The sequence below is a fragment of the Grimontia sp. SpTr1 genome, assembly GCF_947387585.1.
GTDB lineage: Bacteria > Pseudomonadota > Gammaproteobacteria > Enterobacterales > Vibrionaceae > Enterovibrio > Enterovibrio indicus.
Window position 1 is genome coordinate 92,012 of the sequence record NZ_CANDOD010000006.1, and the last position, 16,719, is coordinate 108,730.

The window sequence follows — 16,719 nt, forward strand, 5'->3', positions numbered from 1 at the left end:
AAAGCGCAGCCAAAGCGGTTAAAATCTAGGCAATGATTTTGACGAACACTGTTCATTTCAGAGTACACTTGTTCTCTCAATTTTCAGAAAAGTTGTAACAGGCTGTAATCAATAGGGTCTGTCGCCCCTGAAAGCATGATTCGAAGGGAAATAACAGGCACAAAAAAACCGGCATAAGCCGGTTTTTCGTCAATATTCTGGGTGTTTTTTACGCGGTTTATACCAACGAATTGCCGCAGATAGACAGCAATTGATCGCGCATCCAAAGATGCCCTTTGTCTTTCTCTGCAGAGGCGTGCCAGCTCAGGTAACCGCTGATACGGTTGTTATCCAGCGGCAGTGGCAACATTTTCAGGTTATCGCGATGATGACCCGCTTCCACCATCCAGCGTGGGGCCACAGCCACCAGTTGCGATTGGCTGACCACATACAGGATATTGCTCAGGCTTACGCCCTGATAAGCTTCACGGTAGCGACCATCTCGGTATAACGCTTCTGCATAACCCTGCATTTCGCCGTTATGTTTCAATACCGCATGCGCTTCGCTGGTCAGCTCTTTGGCGGTAATACTGTCGCTAAGACGCGGGTGATTTTTGCTCGCCACAACCACCAGCTCATCGTTGAACATTTCTGTGCTGCTGAAACCTGACTCATTGAAGTGCAGGTAATCAATTACAAAGTCCACTTCCTGATAACGCAGTTTGCGCGAAATATCGCGGTCAAACTCTGTTTCCACCTGAACCTTCACGCTTGGTGCCACGGAAGAAATGGTGTTCAGGATTTGCGGAACAAAACGCATGTCCGATGGGCTGCAAATCGCCAGACGGAAGGTACGGTTGCTTGTTTCAGGAATGAACACTGACGTAGGCAGTTCGTTCTTGATCAGCTGAATCGCCTGACGGATAGGGCCAAACAGTTGGCGCGCACGTTGCGTAGGCTTGATACCGCGACCGTTACGCACAAACAGTTCATCATTGAACATGACTTTCAGGCGTGACACTGCATTACTCACTGCAGGTTGTGACATGCCCAGACTCTGTGCGGCGCGCGTAATGTTCTGTTCCTGCATCACGGCATCAAACACTGTGATGAGGTTGAGATCCACACTTCTTAACGTCGTATCCGTACGGTTTTCAAAATTATTAACCGACTCTTTCTGCGTCATAGCAAAACCCTAAAGCAAGAGTAAATGGAAAGCATCCGTCGCCGTATTTACCGATCGACCCGAAAAGGAAATTTGAATTTGAGTAAGGTCGACAGCTATCAGTAAGGCAACGTTGCCTGCTCATGCCCCAGCTTAATGAGCGCAACTGAACACACGCTAACCAAGGCACCAACTTAGTAACATGGTGAGATAAATGCGCCCCAGTAAATTGTTATAAAATCATGTCCATAGAAAATATGAAAAACCTAAAACATCAACAAAAAAGAGGCTGATAATCAGCCTCTTAGATATAAAAATACAGACTTACAGTCTTGTTAGTTACACATTCGTTTCATCAATGCTGGCGAAGGCTTTTATTTGCTTGCGATGGCAGCCTCATGCTGAACATGGCACGCTTTCGGGTCTTTTGTGGCCAAAAATCTGACAAAAGATCGGTGACATGTTCAGGGAAAGACACCTGCGACCACAAAGATTCACGCAGTGCCGGAAAGGTGCTGAGATCCCCTTTTCCCAGCCAAGCTGCCAACTCTGTTGCCACCGACGGATATTTCACCCGGCTGCTCTCGGACAGCTCAAGCCACTCGCGAATGGTGCCGACATCCAAAGACTCCATCGTGCTTGCCAGCCCTAGGGTGTCCAATGTGGACACATTACTTTGTTGTTCAAACTGACCACTAAGCGGTTTGAGCAAGAGTTTCTTACCCAGCAACAGTGCTTCTGAAGGCAGTTCAAATCCGCCATTGGCTATCACGCCATTGCAGTTCGCCAAAGCCTGATGGAAAACCGTTTTGCTTAGTGGCCGAATATCAACATGCTCATCCATCCGCGCTTCCTGACATGCAGGATGGAAACAGATAAACCGCTGCGGAAAATGTTGTAGTACCCGAACAACCTCATCCAGATTTTCAAACGGAAGATACGTCAAAATGGTGCCATTTTTAGTGGGTTCCACCGTTTTAAGATCAATGATCGGCGGTAAAATTGGCTGATTGAAGTGGTACCAGTGCAAGCCGATTTTCGTCTCTGTCGGTGCAAAGTAATGCATGATGAGTTTATCCAGCAGGGATTGCCCCTGCTTCGGCACGTCGAAGGCAAACGCAGACTGGTGACTGACGGACACCGTCGGCACGCCTTGTCGTCTGGCAGCATGAGCCGAAACAGGCTCAAAGTCAGAAACCACCAGATCATAGCCCGACACATCCAGCTCGCGCACTTCGCGGACAAACGACACCAAACTGTTGTTCAACGCGGTTTTCAGCATGCTGACTTTCCCCGCCTCGCTGACAAAGGTGAGCCCACGACGCACTTCATACTCCCCGAATACGTCCATATCAAAATACTCCGATGCCGGACGGCCAGAGAACAGGAACTTGACCTCAACATGTGGCAGATTGGAAAAAGCGTCTGCCATCGCACGTGCACGGGAAATATGCCCATTCCCCGTGCCTTGTACGCCATAAAGTATTTTCATGTAGGTTCTCGTTGTTGTTTTCCGCTCGTCAGGCCATCAAAGCTAATGACGCGCAGGCTAATCCAAGCAAGGCACCGACGATAACATCGGTAATGAAGTGAACACCAAGCAATACACGGGAAGCGCCAATCGCAGCGGCCCATCCCCAGTAGACATGGCTGAATTCGGGATAGAAGTGACTCAGCAATGCCGCCATCACAAATGCCGCTGCCGTATGTCCTGAAGGCATGCTGTAGAGATCTGACGGCGTAATAAAAGCTGGAAGGTGTTGTGGTCTTGCTCGGCGGAAACGTCTTTTCAGCCACATAAAAAGAGGGACTTCAATGGCAAACGCCATCAGGCCGACGATCAGGAAATGCAGACCCTGCATACCGCCGAAAAGCGCAAGCAAAACGCCTATTGCCGCATAAAGGTGACCATCTCCACTTTTAGAGACCCAACGGAAAATCCGTGCGATATCCGCACTGAAACGGTGATTAAGGCAAAGGGTGGACACGGCATTATCCACCCTTTGGATAGCGACGAGACTCCGCATTCATCTGCTCCAATTCTTCACGTTACCGTTTCAGATTAGGAGTCAGGAATGACAGTCCCGTGACGCTTTGCAGACGAGTTGATGAACTTTTAAGCAAAATCTCCGTGCAGAGACTCGTGCTTTTTCACTTTGCCGAAGTCCGCCAATATGGCATACGCAGCCGGGATCATAAACAGCACCAACAGTGTCGACGTGAAAATCCCGAACACGATGGAAATCACCAGAGGTTTCACTACCTGAGCCTGCAAACTGGTTTCCAACAGAAGCGGCAGTAAACCAGCAGCCGTCGTCAGTGATGTCAGGAAGACAGCGCGGAAACGTTCCTGACTGGCACGCACCACTGCATCATAAATATCTTCACCTTCATCCAAATGGTGACGGATATATTGCACCAGCAAGATGGAGTCATTCACCACCACACCCGCCAGCGACACGAAACCCATCAGGCTTGGCATACTAAGCGGATGCCCCAGCAGCCAATGCCCCCACAGCACACCAATTAAGGCAAGCGGGATGGCAATCAAGACCACAAAGGGTTCCAAATAACTGCGGAATTGATAACTCAGGATAACGAAGATACCGAACAAGCCCAGAGCAAAACCAATACTCATGGATTGACTGGTCTCAGCCGTGTCCTGACTCTGGCCTTCAAACAACACACGTAACCCCGGATATTTCGTTTCCAGCCCTGGGATCACATCGCGTTTTAATTGCGCCAAAACATCACCGATACTGACCTGGCTTTGTACCACATCACCATAAACACTCAGCGTTCGCATGCCATCAATGCGCTGGATACGCACGAAGTTACGTTGATAATTGAGCTCTGCGGCGGTAGAAAGCGGTACCTGACTGCCATCCGGCAACACAATCGGGAAATTGGCAAAGCTTTGCAGGCTGGCGGCATCATCACTGTCGAGGCGAACATCTATCTCGATGCTCTCAGGGCCGACCTGAATTTCATCTGCCGTTTGACCAAAGTATGCGGCGCGAAGCTGACGGGCTATTAACTGGCCGTTGATGCCAAAGGCTTCAGCACCGGGACGTAGCGTGACTTTCACTTCTTCCTTGCCGGGGCGCATGTCATCGAGCACCCCTGATACGCCCTGAAACTGGCTGATAAACTGCTGGATGGCGACCGAGGCTTGTTTCAACTCGTTCAAATCGTCATGTTGCAAGCGAATATCAAAGTCGCGTCCACCGGGTCCAAAAGCAGGCTGCTTGAACACCATCGAAATAGGATCGGTCAGCACGCCGGTTTCTTTTTCCCAATCTGAGATGAAGTCATCAATCAAGGTGCTGCGGATCTCCGCACTCAACAAATCAAGCCTCACTGTTGCGATATGCTGACCACTTTCATCGGCATCGGCGTTGAAGTTGAATTGCTCGGTGATGTGCTCCACCAAAGGCTGGCCACTTTCATTTTCTTCACTTAATCGCTCGCCCACTCGATTGGCTGAGGCAACCAGTGTCGCGACGACAGCCTCGGTTTGTGCCAGCGATGAGCCGGGCGGCAATATGACGCGGGCTTCCGCAATATCCCCATCGAGCTCAGGAAAGCCGACAAACCGCAGTTGACCGGATGCCAACAGTGAAACTGAAATCAGCAACATGGCTATCACGCCCCCCACAAAGGGATAACGCCATTTCACGGCACTGGTGACCAACTCCGCCAGTTTACCTGCGCGGAAAGCTTCAAACTTCTCGAGAAAGATGCGTTTGAAAGCCAAATCAGGTTTTGGCGCTTTGGCTTTCGCCAAAGAATGCTGCAAGTGATGCGGCAGAATAAGGAAGGCTTCGACAAGACTGAGTGTGAGCACCAGGATCAGTACCATAGGCACGACCCGGAGCACTGCCCCCATCTCTCCTTGCAAAAAGATCAGACTCCCGAATATACACACGGTAGTGAGATAAGAAGACACCACGCCGGGAAGTACCTTCTTGACCCCGTTGACCACGGCATCTTCGAGTTTCTGTCCCCGATCGATATGTGAGGCGATGGATTCGGATATCACAATGGCGTCATCCATCATGATACCGATAGCCATCAAGAGCGCGACCAGCGACATGATATTGATGGAAAGCCCAAGTTGCGCCATCAAAAAGAAGCTGCCGAGGAAGGCAACGGGTAAGCCTGCAGCCACCCAGAATGAATAGCGCAGCGAGAAGAACATCCACATCACACCAAATACCAGAATCACCCCTTGCCAGGCATTGCGGGTCATCATGGTCAGGCGATCCCAAAGGAGCGACGAGAAATCATTGGTGAGATTGAGCGTCACGCCATTTGGGGTACGGGTCCGTTCGTCATCAACAAACTGCGCGACTTTTTCTTTGATGCGAAGGGCATCGTCAGCTTTGTTTTTGCTGATTTTAAGCAGCGCCGAAGGCTTGCCATCAAACCACACCTGCTGTTCATCAAGCTCAAAGCGCTCGGTCAGGGTGGCGATATCCTGCAGACGAATCACGCCGCCGTCGCTGTCTGCGGCAACCACGATTTGCCCCAATGTGCCAGCTGCAATCCGTCTTTCATCAAAACGGATCAGCAGGCTCTTGTTATCAAGCTCAACGTTACCGCTAGGGAGGTTGATGTTCTGCGCACTGACCTGAGCGGCAATATCAGAAACACTTAACCCTAGCTGGCGAAGTGCACTCTCTCGCACTTCGATGCGGATTTGCTTGCCCGAAAAGCCCGCCACACTGACCAAGGGGACATCGTAATCACGCTTAAGTGTCTGTTTGAGATCCTCTGCGTAGGCTTTGAGCCCCACCCAATCGGTATCAGCAGCAATCGCCACATCTACCACGGGCTCGTTCCAATCCAGCTCACGCACCACTGGCGGCTCAATATCGCTCGGGAAGTTGTTGATGGCGTTGATTTGGGTTTGGATGTCCACCAGCATGCGGGAGATATCAGCTTGGGCATCGAGCTTCACCACTAATCCTGCCGAACCTTCCACTGCCTCACAACGGGTTTCAACGATGTTAGAAAGACCGTCTACCGCGTCTTCCATCAACAGACAGATGTTTTGCTCTACCTGCTCTGGGCTGGCACCGGGATACACTACCGTGGCGAGAATAAAAGGCGGCGCGAATTCAGGAAAGGTTTCTCGCTTGAGTTGTGGCAGTGACGTTAATCCAAGAAGGATCAACGTTAGCATCAGCAAGTTAGCGGCAGTCGGGTGACGGGCGAAAAAACGGATCATGATGCCTCCCCGTTCACCGCTTTGTTTTCTACCACGTCACCGTTCAGGGTCACTGCGCGAAGTTCCATTCCTGGCACGGCGGGTAGAAGATCGTTCAGCACCAGCTGCTGACCCGCTTTCAGATCCCCGGCGATCGCAACGCTCTCTCCACGCCTGAACAAAATGGTTACTGGCATCACTTTCAACGCACCGTCTTCCATCAGATAGACCTTGTCACCGCGAAGGGCGCGCTCTGGGATCACCCAATGGGAAACGGGTTTGCCTTCAATCGTCGCTTTAACAAACATGCCATTAACCAGACTTGGCTGGGCGGCAATCCCTTGGGTTTGCTCTTCGCCCAATGCAATTTCGAGGATAACGCCGACCGTCGCCTGATTGAGGCTGACCGTATCACTGAGACGCGCTACCTTGGCAGGCCATTCCTCTTTAAAGCTACCACTGGAAAGGTTCACACTGGCGTTGAGCTGATGCAGTTTCTCGGCAAACCCCTCGTTTTGCTCGCCGTTTAAGGTGTCAAAAACCGTCTGCATGTCATGAATAGAGACCTGCGCATCCACCTCTACCGCACCAAGTCCATGGGCAATCACCATCACTTGCTGAGGCGTAACAACCTGATCACGTTCGATGTTTACTTCCGCAATGCGGCTGTCGACGGGCAAAACGATTTGAGTTTTATCGAGATTTCGCTGCGCCTGCTCAAGTGCCAGATTGCTTGCTTCAAGCTCCGCTTCGGTAATGCGCTTTTCGTCCGGCAGGACTTTTAGCTGAGCTTCAAGATCCTGAACACGGGTTTGCTGAGAAAGGAAAGCTTGCTGTTCATTATCTAAGTCTGACTGAGAGGTTAACCCTTTCTGACGCAGGTTCTTTTGACGGGTCAGTTCGTCTCGACTAAGGGCCAATCTGCGCTTCTCTATCGCCAGCGTGGTTTTCAGATTGGATTCATCCAGCTCCAGTTTCGCCAACCGCGCTTCCCGAACACTCACATCTGCCTGAGCCTGTGCAACCGCCAATTGATAGTCAGTCGGGTCGATGCGCAAAAGCTCAGTGCCTGCGGGCAGCACTCGCCCTTTTTCCAAAACAGGATTGCGGTAAATCACTTTGCCGTTCACTTCTGCAATAGCCTGCCAGGTGAGCTTTGGAGTGACACGGCCAAAACCGGTGACCACAGGAGCAATGTTAGACTGCTCTAAAGTGATCACATCCACTGCTCGTGCTTTAGACTGCGCGGGTTTAACTGGCACATCAGGCCTGCTGCTTATCGCAATGAAGAGCACCGCGATACCGACAGCCAAGGCGGGAAAGAAAAGCAGTTTACGGCGAAGTGTCATAGTGTGTTGTCTCCCTGAACCTTGAAAATTCCGTGTTGCAGCAGTGCGGCGTTGTGTTTGGCGAGTTTTTCCAGAAAAGCGCTGTCCATGATGATCCCTTGAATGTCAGCGAGCGCCGTGGGAATGATAAATGGAAACACCATCAAGCTTGAGAAGCTCATTCGTGCCAGTTCCGGATCGATGTCTGTTCTCAAAGCGCCTTTTTCCTGTAGACGCTGAAAGAGTAATTGATGAAGGGGCAAGAGAATGTCCTGAAACAGCTTTTCGACCACCTGTCGCTGCTGATCGTCTTCATCCAGCATCATGCTACGGAAGATCAGCGTGGGTAGATTAGGTCCTGTAGACATCTCGCGGTAAAACGTTGTGATTACATCATTAAGGCTTTCAATTTTCCCTTCTTCAACCGCCTGACGCATTCGGGTGATCATCGGCGCCGCTGTCTCTCTGACCATGGCCTCAAACAAGCCAGCTTTATTGCCAAAGTAATAGCGGATCATCGCCACGTCGACACCGGCATTTTCTGCAATACGGCGTGTCGATACCTTGTGATAGGGTTGTTTGTGGAAAAAGCGTTGGGCTTCGCTGATCAGCGCAGCTCTGGCATCAGAGCGTCCCAATGGTCGACCCGGCTTTTTGGTCATGGCATCATCCGTAATTCATCAGCGTTGAATTTATACTACTCCCTGTTTGGTCTCTTTTCGCACAATTTAATTCCCTAGATCATAGGATTGTGATGAATTTCTGTTCAAAAAATAGACACAGATGAATACTCTGGTTTTTGACTTAAAAAGCAGTTTTTTAAACCACAGTTAACATTATGAGTGACGCTTTCTTGTTATTTTCTAATTTGATATTGACGCTTTAGTAAGCTGTTTGGTATTCATTTGTGCAGACATCTTTAGAGAACTGTTACAAATGATGAAACGCATTTTCCTTCTAGACCTTCTACTTCTCGTGAATTGTTCGCGCGGGTAGGTCATGGATTGAAAACAGTTTTCACCTGACACACGAAACCCGCGCCAAGGCGCGGGTTTTTTGTATGACCTGCCAAAGGTGCGGAGTACAACCTAATAACGGCACATGAGGGAACGACCATGAAAGACCAAGTCATCATATTTGACACCACATTACGCGACGGCGAACAAGCGCTGTCCGCCAGTTTGACTGTAAAAGAGAAGTTGCAGATTGCACTGGCGCTGGAGCGTCTGGGTGTGGATGTGATTGAAGCTGGCTTCCCTGTTTCAAGCCCGGGTGATTTCGAATCCGTCCAGACGATTGCAAAATCGGTCAAGAATAGCCGCATTTGTGCTTTGTCCCGTGCTGTCGATAAAGACATCGACGTCGCCGCTGAATCCCTCAAAGTTGCCGAAGCGTTTCGTATCCACACTTTCCTTTCCACTTCTACTATTCACGTTCAGGACAAACTGCGCCGTAGCTACGACCAGGTTGTTGAAATGGGTGTGAATGCCGTCAAACGTGCTCGTCGCTACACAGATGACGTGGAATTCTCCTGTGAAGATGCAGGCCGTACGCCGATTGATAACCTGTGCCGCATGGTGGAAGAAGCCATCAAAGCAGGCGCAACCACGGTGAACATTCCTGATACTGTGGGTTACACCGTACCGGGGGAGTTCGGTGGCATTATCGAAACTCTTTTCAACCGCGTGCCAAACATCGACAAAGCAGTGATTTCGGTTCACTGTCACGATGACTTGGGCATGTCGGTCGCCAACTCGATTGCTGCAGTTCAAGCAGGTGCGCGCCAGATTGAAGGCACCATCAACGGTATCGGTGAACGTGCCGGTAACTGTGCGCTGGAAGAGATTGCGATGATCATCAAAACCCGCGGCGAGTTGTTAGGCGTGGAAACAGGTATCAATCACAAAGAAATCAGCCGCACCAGTAAGATGGTCAGCCAACTGTGTAATATGCCTATTCAGTCCAACAAAGCGATTGTCGGCACCAACGCATTCAGCCATAGCTCTGGTATTCACCAAGATGGCATGCTGAAGAACAAGAACACCTACGAAATCATGACGCCAGAGTCGATTGGTCTGGGTCAGAAAGCGCTGAACCTGACCAGCCGTTCAGGCCGCGCTGCGGTGAAGAGTCACATGGACACCATGGGCTACAGTGACGACGACTACAACCTGGACAACTTGTACGAATCTTTCTTGAAACTGGCAGACCGCAAGGGTCAGGTTTTCGATTATGATCTGGAAGCTTTGATGTTCTTCAACAACTTGCAGGAAGAAGATGACTTCTACAAGCTGAAGTATCTGAGCGTACAAAGTGGCAGTGTAATGGCGACCACAACCGTCAGCCTGCAGTGTGGCGATGAAGAAGTCAGCGACGCTGCGATTGGTAACGGCCCGGTTGACGCACTGTATCAGGTCATTTACCGCATCACTGGCTATGACATTGTGCTGGACAAGTTTGACCTGACCGCCAAAGGCGAAGGGGAAGATGGCTTGGGTCAGGCAGACATCATCGCTAACTACAAAGGTCGCAAGTACCACGGTACGGGCGTCTCAACAGACATTATTGAAGCCTCAGGTCAGGCATTGCTGCATGTGATTAACAGCATTTACCGCGCTGACCGCATCGCGCAAATAAAAGAACAAGCAACATTAAAAATGGAGACAGTGTAACCATGGCAGGCACCTATAAGATTGCCGTTCTACCGGGAGACGGTATTGGCCCGGAAGTGATGCAACAAGCCCACAAAGTTCTTGATGCCGTAAGCGCTAAATTTGGCATTAGCTTTGAGAAAACTGAATACGATGTCGGTGGTATCGCCATCGACAACCATGGCACCCCGCTGCCAGAGGCGACCCTAAAAGGCTGTGAAGCGGCTGATGCGGTGCTGTTTGGTTCAGTAGGTGGCCCAAAGTGGGAACACTTGCCACCGAATGAACAGCCTGAGCGTGGTGCGCTGTTGCCACTGCGTAAGCATTTCCAACTGTTCTGTAACCTGCGTCCGGCGCAAATTCATGCAGGCCTGGAAGCTTTCTCACCACTTCGCGCGGATATCTCTGAGCGCGGTTTTGACATCGTAGTGGTGCGTGAGCTGACTGGTGGTATCTACTTTGGTCAGCCTAAAGGCCGCGAAGGTTCAGGCGCAGAAGAGAAAGCGTTCGACACGGAAGTTTACTACCGCTATGAAATCGAGCGTATTGCGCGCATCGCGTTTGAGTCTGCACGTCTTCGCCGCAAGAAGGTGATGTCAGTAGATAAAGCGAACGTATTGCAAAGCTCTATCCTGTGGCGCGAAGTGGTCGAAGAAATCGCGAAAGACTACCCGGATGTTGAGCTGTCCCACATCTACATCGACAACGCGACCATGCAGCTGATTAAAGACCCTGCACAGTTTGACGTGATGCTATGTTCTAACATCTTCGGTGACATCATCTCTGATGAGTGCGCGATGATCACTGGCTCCATGGGCATGTTGCCATCTGCGAGCCTCAACGACAGCAAGTTTGGCCTGTACGAGCCAGCAGGTGGTTCTGCACCGGATATCGCAGGTAAGAACATTGCAAACCCAGTGGCGCAAATCCTGTCTGCCGCTCTGATGCTGCGCTATAGCCTTGGCGAAGAAGACGCTGCACGCGCTATCGAAGCTGCGGTCAGCCAAGCGCTGGAAGCCGGCGAGCTAACCGCTGACCTGGCTGGCGATGCGACCCCGCTGACCACATCCGAAATGGGTGATAAGATTGCAGCGTATGTAAGCGAAGCCTAAGCGCACTGGAAGCACATAACTATTAAGGAAGACAGGGCAATGTCAGCAAAAACCCTTTACGAAAAAATCTACGACGCGCATATCGTCGTAGAAGCACCGGGCGAAACCCCGTTGCTGTATATCGACCGTCACTTGGTCCACGAAGTGACCTCTCCTCAGGCGTTTGATGGCCTGCGTCAGCATGGTCGTAAGGTGCGTCAGGTTTCTAAAACCTTCGCGACCATGGATCACAACGTTTCTACTGAGACCAAAGACATCAATGCCTCAGGCGAGATGGCAAAAATTCAGATGGAAACGCTGGCAAAGAACTGTGAAGAGTTCGGCGTCACCCTTTACGATTTGAACCACCCTTATCAGGGCATCGTTCACGTCATGGGTCCTGAGCTGGGTATTACCCTGCCGGGCACTACCATTGTTTGTGGCGACTCCCACACCGCGACCCACGGCGCGTTTGGCGCGCTGGCATTCGGTATCGGTACCTCTGAAGTTGAACACGTACTGGCGACTCAAACCCTGAAGCAAGGCCGCGCCAAGACCATGAAGATTGAGGTCAAAGGCAAGGTCGTTGAAGGCGTGACCGCGAAAGATATCGTCCTCGCGATCATCGGTAAAGTCGGCCACGCAGGTGGTACCGGTCACGTGGTTGAGTTCTGTGGTCAGGCGATTGAAGATTTGACCATGGAAGGCCGCATGACGGTCTGTAACATGGCGATCGAGCTCGGTGCGAAAGCGGGTCTGGTTGCACCGGATCAAACCACCTTTGAATACCTGCAAGGCCGCAAGTTCTCGCCAACGGGCGCAGACTGGGATGCAGCTGTTGAATACTGGAACAGCCTGAGAACTGACGCTGACGCTGAGTTCGATACCATCGTCACGTTGGAAGCGGCAGACATCTCTAACCAAGTCACTTGGGGCACCAACCCAGGCCAGGTTGTGGGTGTGAACGATGTGGTTCCAGCACCAGAGAGCTTTAGCGACCCTATCGAGCGTCACTCTGCTGAGCGTGCGCTTCGCTACATGGGCATCGAAGCTGGCCAGAAAATCACTGACATCACCATCGATAAAGTGTTTATCGGCTCTTGCACCAACTCACGTATCGAAGACATGCGCGCCGCAGCGGCTGTCGCCAAAGGCCGTAAAGTGGCTGCAGGCGTTCAGGCGCTGGTGGTTCCTGGCTCCGAGCAAGTTAAAGCGCAGGCAGAGCAAGAAGGTCTGGACAAGATTTTCGTCGAAGCTGGCTTTGAATGGCGTTTGCCAGGTTGCTCTATGTGTCTGGCGATGAACAATGACCGCCTTGGGCCAAAAGAGCGCTGTGCATCCACCAGTAACCGTAACTTCGAAGGCCGTCAGGGTCGCGAAGGTCGTACTCATCTGGTGAGCCCAGCGATGGCTGCAGCTGCAGCCGTAGCCGGTCACTTCGTTGATGTGAACAGCTTTGATTTTAAGAATAGCTAAGGAGACCACCATGTCAGGAATTAAACAACACACAGGCTTGGTGGCGCCGCTGGACGCAGCAAACGTCGATACTGATGCCATCATTCCAAAGCAATTTTTGCAAAAAGTAACCCGCACCGGTTTTGGTAAGCACCTGTTTCACGACTGGCGTTTTCTGGACGATGCAGGTCAGCAAGACAACCCAGAGTTTGTGCTGAACCAACCTCGGTACAAAGGAGCAAGTGTGCTGCTGGCACGCGAGAACTTTGGTTGTGGTTCATCCCGTGAGCACGCACCTTGGGCACTGGCTGATTTCGGCTTCAAAGTGATGATCGCGCCAAGCTTTGCGGACATCTTCTACGGCAACTCCATCAATAACCAGATGGTACCGGTTAAGCTAACTGAAGCAGAAGTCGACGAACTGTTTAAGTTTGTGGAAGCCAATGAAGGCGCGGAGATCGCGCTGGATCTAGAAGCGCAAACTGTTTCAGCGGGTGGTAAAACCTACTCGTTCGAAATCGACGAGTTCCGCCGTCACTGCTTGCTGAATGGCTTAGACAGCATCGGGCTGACGCTGCAACATGAAGAAAAGATCGCAGAATACGAAAGTAAGATCCCTGCTTTTCTTTCCTAACAATTGGATTTATCAACTAAATCTCACAATAAAGCCGACTCTTTGAGTCGGCTTTTTCTATGATGGTAGAAAGCCACGTCGACAAGGAAGGTCATGATGCGCCCAGTTCGCCACATCATCACTGCAATGGCAGTGTTGTTTTTCCTTAACACAGTGCAAGTGAGTGCCGAGACCAAGCTTATCTTTGACACGCCTACGACCTCAGAGGATAAAACAGCTAAACAGTTGGTTGAAAACGTCGCCAAAGAGACAGTAAAACTGGTCAATGACTACGCTCCCCTTCCTGACACATTGACCATCCGTTTTGGAAATCTAGACGGGCCACTCTTTGACCCTGATACCACAACTATTCAAATGCCTTACGAATTTGTGCGTTACGCGAAAGAAAAATTCCAGAGCGTCCCTCCTTCCCACGAAGGTATTACACCGGATGAAGCCACTAAGGCGTCGATTATTCACACCTTGCTGCATGAGTATGGACATGCGTATCTTTTTCTGTGGGATTTCCCAGCACTCGGCAAAGAGGAAGACGCCGTCGACAGTTTTGCTACGCTATCCATGATTAGGTTTTATGACGCTGAAACCGCATTTATTGGCGTCGATCTTTTTGCCATCGAGGATATGGGCACAGAGTTCATCGATGATGTTTCCATGTGGGGAGAGCACAGTCTCGATGCCCAGCGCTACGCAAGATCGCTATGTTTGATCTACGGCAGCGATCCTGAGAAGTTTGAGGATTTAATGGATCCTGAACTTGTCGAGGCAGAACGGGATTTGTTTTGTCCTTATGAATTTGAAACCCAGTCGCGCAACTGGTCAAGAGTGATAGAAATGCTCAGTGAAAGTGAATGAAAATAGTCACTCTCCGGTCTATTTTCACATTGTAGCTTTTCACTGAGTATCACCATGAAGCCAATTTTTGCACTATTGCGTCCTTTGCTTTTGATCGCTTTTCTCTCGCCGGCCGTTGTATTCGCTGCCCCAAAAAGCGACCTCTGGCCTATTTGGGATAAGAGTAATGAGTCTAACTCTGCTTCGATTGATCACGGCCATTGGCAGAAAATCCTAGACAGGTACCTTCTCGAAAAAGGCCAGCACAATCTTTTCAATTACAGCGCAGTCAGTCCGGCTGATAAGGCATTGCTCAGTCAATATCTGACTAATCTGACTGCTCTGGATCCTCGCAATTACAGCAAGGCTGAACAGTTTGCTTACTGGGTAAATCTATACAATGCGCTGACTGTTCAACTTATTCTCGACGAGTACCCTGTAAAATCAATTACTAAGCTGGGTGGCTTTTTAAGTTTTGGTCCTTGGGATGATGAAGTTGCCAAAATCGCAGGGCAATCATTGACACTCAATGACATTGAGCACCGTATTCTTCGCCCGATTTGGAATGACTCACGCATTCATTATGCGGTCAATTGTGCCAGCTTGGGTTGCCCTAACCTCGCTACGACCGCGTTTTCCGCAGATAACAGTGAAGGGCTATTGGAAGCAGCATCCAAGCAGTTCACCAACAGTAATAAAGGCGCCAGCATTGACGGTAATACTCTGACACTATCTTCGATTTATGACTGGTATGGCGTAGATTTCGGTAATAACGAGCAAGAAATACTAAAAGCCATCGACCAACACCGCGACGGCTCAAAGCTTGAAGGCTGGAAGGGTAAAATTAAATACGATTACGACTGGTCACTTAACCAACCTTAAAACGTATTTTGTTGAAAAACTAAAGACGGGCGCATTACGCGCCCGTTGCTATTTATATACCCAAACAACCTGAAAATGTAGGATTCAGCGAGATTGACTGGCGTTGTGATCGCGGCGTTCCTTTGCCGGTGTAGTCAACTCCATCAAAAAGGAACAACAATGAGCACGGCGTCAGTCAACTCGCCCGAAGGGAGGGCCTCAATGCGCCCACTTCTTCGTTAAATTCCACGGAAATAGAACGACTATTCCTCGCGAAATTTGCCTCGAATTGAACGCATTGATGACCTCTGAATGCGAGCATCTTCAAGTCGATTGGGTATATCACTACGATTGGTTTACAATATTGGCCATCTCGTGGGGTGCTGACTTCGTCGGCTGAGATTGCGAACGCTAAACCCATGTACCTGAACCAGATAATGCTGGCGTAGGAATGAGATGTCCAAAGCTGACCCGCTCAATGACCTCACCCTCGCCGCACATTGACGTGAGGCACCGATGAAATATTCTATTTCTGCTCTGATGTTGGCAATGACCATGGCTGGTCCTGCGCTGGCACACTCTACTGATACCCTGACGGTATACACTTACGACTCTTTTGCTGCTGACTGGGGCCCGGGCCCAGCGGTAAAAAAAGCCTTCGAAGCAGAATGTCACTGCACCCTGAACCTCGTGGCTCTGGAAGATGGCGTGACCATCCTTAATCGCCTGCGTCTAGAGGGAAAAAATAGCAAAGCTGATGTCATTCTGGGCTTAGATACCAACCTGATGACTGAAGCAGAAAAGACTGGTCTGCTGGCCGCTCACAGTGTGGACACAAAGTCTGTCACCCTGCCTGACGGTTGGAACAACAACACATTCGTTCCATACGACTACGGCTACTTCGCCTTTGTTTATGACAAAACTAAGCTGGAAAACCCACCAAAGAGCCTGAAAGAGCTGGTTGAGAAGCGTGATGACATCTCCGTTATCTATCAAGACCCACGCACATCAACACCAGGCCAAGGCCTGATGCTGTGGATGAAATCCGTCTACGGCGATGATGTTGCGGGTGCCTGGCAGAAACTGGCAAACAAAACCGTCACTGTGACCAAAGGCTGGTCTGAAGCTTACAGCATGTTCCTGAATGGCGAATCAGACATGGTGCTGTCTTACACCACGTCTCCAGCTTATCACCTAATCGCTGAAGAAAACCCGAACTTCAGCAGTGCCAACTTTGAAGAAGGCCACTACATGCAGGTCGAAGTCGCAGCCAAAGTAAAAAGTTCGGAAAGGCAGGAGCTGGCTGATCAGTTTATGCAGTTCATCCTGAGTGATGGCTTCCAAAATGCAGTACCAACGGGTCAGTGGATGTATCCGGTTACGGGGGTTGAACTGCCAAAGGGCTTCGACACCCTTTCTGTGCCGTCGAAAAGTCTTCAATTCGCACCGGAAAAAGTAGCCGACAACCGCCGCAACTGGATTCGTGAATGGCAATCGGCGCTGGTGAAATAA

General features: G+C 50.4%; 13 protein-coding genes and 1 riboswitch. Of the genes, 7 read left to right on the top strand and 6 right to left on the bottom strand.

The annotated features are described in order from the left end of the window. Window positions 1-217: 217 nt before the first annotated feature. The 6 genes from leuO to QL223_RS11065 all read right to left on the bottom strand — a co-directional run bounded on the left by leuO (window position 218) and on the right by QL223_RS11065 (window position 8,346). Window positions 218-1,165, bottom strand: coding sequence for a transcriptional regulator LeuO (leuO, locus tag QL223_RS11040; protein ID WP_002537711.1), 948 nt, complete (start codon window positions 1,163-1,165; stop codon window positions 218-220). Between the two features lie 334 nt (window positions 1,166-1,499). Continuing rightward, window positions 1,500-2,636, bottom strand: coding sequence for an MJ1255/VC2487 family glycosyltransferase (locus QL223_RS11045; protein WP_002537712.1), 1,137 nt, complete (start codon window positions 2,634-2,636; stop codon window positions 1,500-1,502). A gap of 28 nt (window positions 2,637-2,664) precedes the next feature. Further along, window positions 2,665-3,171, bottom strand: a complete 507-nt coding sequence (locus QL223_RS11050; protein WP_039849787.1) for a phosphatase PAP2 family protein — start codon at window positions 3,169-3,171, stop codon at window positions 2,665-2,667. 89 nt (window positions 3,172-3,260) lie between these two features. Then, window positions 3,261-6,377, bottom strand: a complete 3,117-nt coding sequence (locus QL223_RS11055) for an efflux RND transporter permease subunit (RefSeq protein WP_002537714.1) — start codon at window positions 6,375-6,377, stop codon at window positions 3,261-3,263. Next, window positions 6,374-7,705 (bottom strand): HlyD family secretion protein, encoded by a 1,332-nt coding sequence (locus tag QL223_RS11060; RefSeq protein ID WP_281544771.1) that lies wholly within the window; start codon window positions 7,703-7,705, stop codon window positions 6,374-6,376. The genes QL223_RS11055 and QL223_RS11060 overlap by 4 nt, the downstream gene beginning before the upstream one ends. Further along, the gene (locus QL223_RS11065) at window positions 7,702-8,346 is read right to left on the bottom strand and encodes a TetR/AcrR family transcriptional regulator (protein WP_281544772.1); all 645 of its coding nucleotides are present in this window, start codon (window positions 8,344-8,346) and stop codon (window positions 7,702-7,704) included. Before QL223_RS11065 ends, QL223_RS11060 begins: the two co-directional genes overlap by 4 nt. 453 nt (window positions 8,347-8,799) lie before the next feature. Between QL223_RS11065 and leuA the strand changes: the two genes are divergently transcribed. From leuA to thiB, 7 genes are all read left to right on the top strand, one after another. Then, the gene (gene leuA, locus QL223_RS11070) at window positions 8,800-10,356 is read left to right on the top strand and encodes a 2-isopropylmalate synthase (RefSeq protein ID WP_002537717.1); all 1,557 of its coding nucleotides are present in this window, start codon (window positions 8,800-8,802) and stop codon (window positions 10,354-10,356) included. A 2-nt stretch (window positions 10,357-10,358) separates the two neighbouring features. Continuing rightward, a complete protein-coding gene (gene leuB, locus QL223_RS11075) occupies window positions 10,359-11,447 on the top strand; it encodes a 3-isopropylmalate dehydrogenase (RefSeq protein ID WP_002537718.1) in 1,089 nt (362 codons plus the stop codon). Window positions 11,448-11,486: 39 nt separating this feature from the next. After that, on the top strand, window positions 11,487-12,902 hold the full coding sequence (leuC, locus tag QL223_RS11080) for a 3-isopropylmalate dehydratase large subunit (RefSeq protein WP_281544773.1): 1,416 nt from the start codon (window positions 11,487-11,489) through the stop codon (window positions 12,900-12,902). A gap of 10 nt (window positions 12,903-12,912) precedes the next feature. Beyond that, window positions 12,913-13,515: a 3-isopropylmalate dehydratase small subunit gene (leuD, locus tag QL223_RS11085; protein WP_002537722.1), complete on the top strand. Its 603-nt coding sequence runs from the start codon at window positions 12,913-12,915 to the stop codon at window positions 13,513-13,515. Window positions 13,516-13,608: 93 nt separating this feature from the next. Continuing rightward, the gene (locus tag QL223_RS11090) at window positions 13,609-14,367 is read left to right on the top strand and encodes a DUF4344 domain-containing metallopeptidase (RefSeq protein ID WP_002537723.1); all 759 of its coding nucleotides are present in this window, start codon (window positions 13,609-13,611) and stop codon (window positions 14,365-14,367) included. A 54-nt stretch (window positions 14,368-14,421) separates the two neighbouring features. Beyond that, a complete protein-coding gene (locus QL223_RS11095; RefSeq protein WP_002537724.1) occupies window positions 14,422-15,228 on the top strand; it encodes a DUF547 domain-containing protein in 807 nt (268 codons plus the stop codon). Between the two features lie 345 nt (window positions 15,229-15,573). After that, a riboswitch (TPP riboswitch) is annotated at window positions 15,574-15,676 on the top strand. A gap of 47 nt (window positions 15,677-15,723) precedes the next feature. After that, entirely contained in the window at window positions 15,724-16,719 is a 996-nt protein-coding gene (gene thiB / locus QL223_RS11100; protein WP_002536442.1) for a thiamine ABC transporter substrate binding subunit, read from the top strand.

What these genes read in the sequence shown, in the direction of transcription:
- QL223_RS11045 (WP_002537712.1), bottom strand. Translation starts at nt 2,636, where the DNA reads ATGAAAATACTTTATGGCGTACAAGGCACGGGGAATGGGCATATTTCC.
- QL223_RS11065 (WP_281544772.1), bottom strand. Translation starts at nt 8,346, where the DNA reads ATGACCAAAAAGCCGGGTCGACCATTGGGACGCTCTGATGCCAGAGCT.
- leuB (WP_002537718.1), top strand. Translation starts at nt 10,359, where the DNA reads ATGGCAGGCACCTATAAGATTGCCGTTCTACCGGGAGACGGTATTGGC.
- QL223_RS11060 (WP_281544771.1), bottom strand. Translation starts at nt 7,705, where the DNA reads ATGACACTTCGCCGTAAACTGCTTTTCTTTCCCGCCTTGGCTGTCGGT.
- QL223_RS11095 (WP_002537724.1), top strand. Translation starts at nt 14,422, where the DNA reads ATGAAGCCAATTTTTGCACTATTGCGTCCTTTGCTTTTGATCGCTTTT.
- QL223_RS11050 (WP_039849787.1), bottom strand. Translation starts at nt 3,171, where the DNA reads ATGCGGAGTCTCGTCGCTATCCAAAGGGTGGATAATGCCGTGTCCACC.
- QL223_RS11090 (WP_002537723.1), top strand. Translation starts at nt 13,609, where the DNA reads ATGATGCGCCCAGTTCGCCACATCATCACTGCAATGGCAGTGTTGTTT.
- leuO (WP_002537711.1), bottom strand. Translation starts at nt 1,165, where the DNA reads ATGACGCAGAAAGAGTCGGTTAATAATTTTGAAAACCGTACGGATACG.
- leuA (WP_002537717.1), top strand. Translation starts at nt 8,800, where the DNA reads ATGAAAGACCAAGTCATCATATTTGACACCACATTACGCGACGGCGAA.
- QL223_RS11055 (WP_002537714.1), bottom strand. Translation starts at nt 6,377, where the DNA reads ATGATCCGTTTTTTCGCCCGTCACCCGACTGCCGCTAACTTGCTGATG.
- thiB (WP_002536442.1), top strand. Translation starts at nt 15,724, where the DNA reads ATGAAATATTCTATTTCTGCTCTGATGTTGGCAATGACCATGGCTGGT.
- leuC (WP_281544773.1), top strand. Translation starts at nt 11,487, where the DNA reads ATGTCAGCAAAAACCCTTTACGAAAAAATCTACGACGCGCATATCGTC.
- leuD (WP_002537722.1), top strand. Translation starts at nt 12,913, where the DNA reads ATGTCAGGAATTAAACAACACACAGGCTTGGTGGCGCCGCTGGACGCA.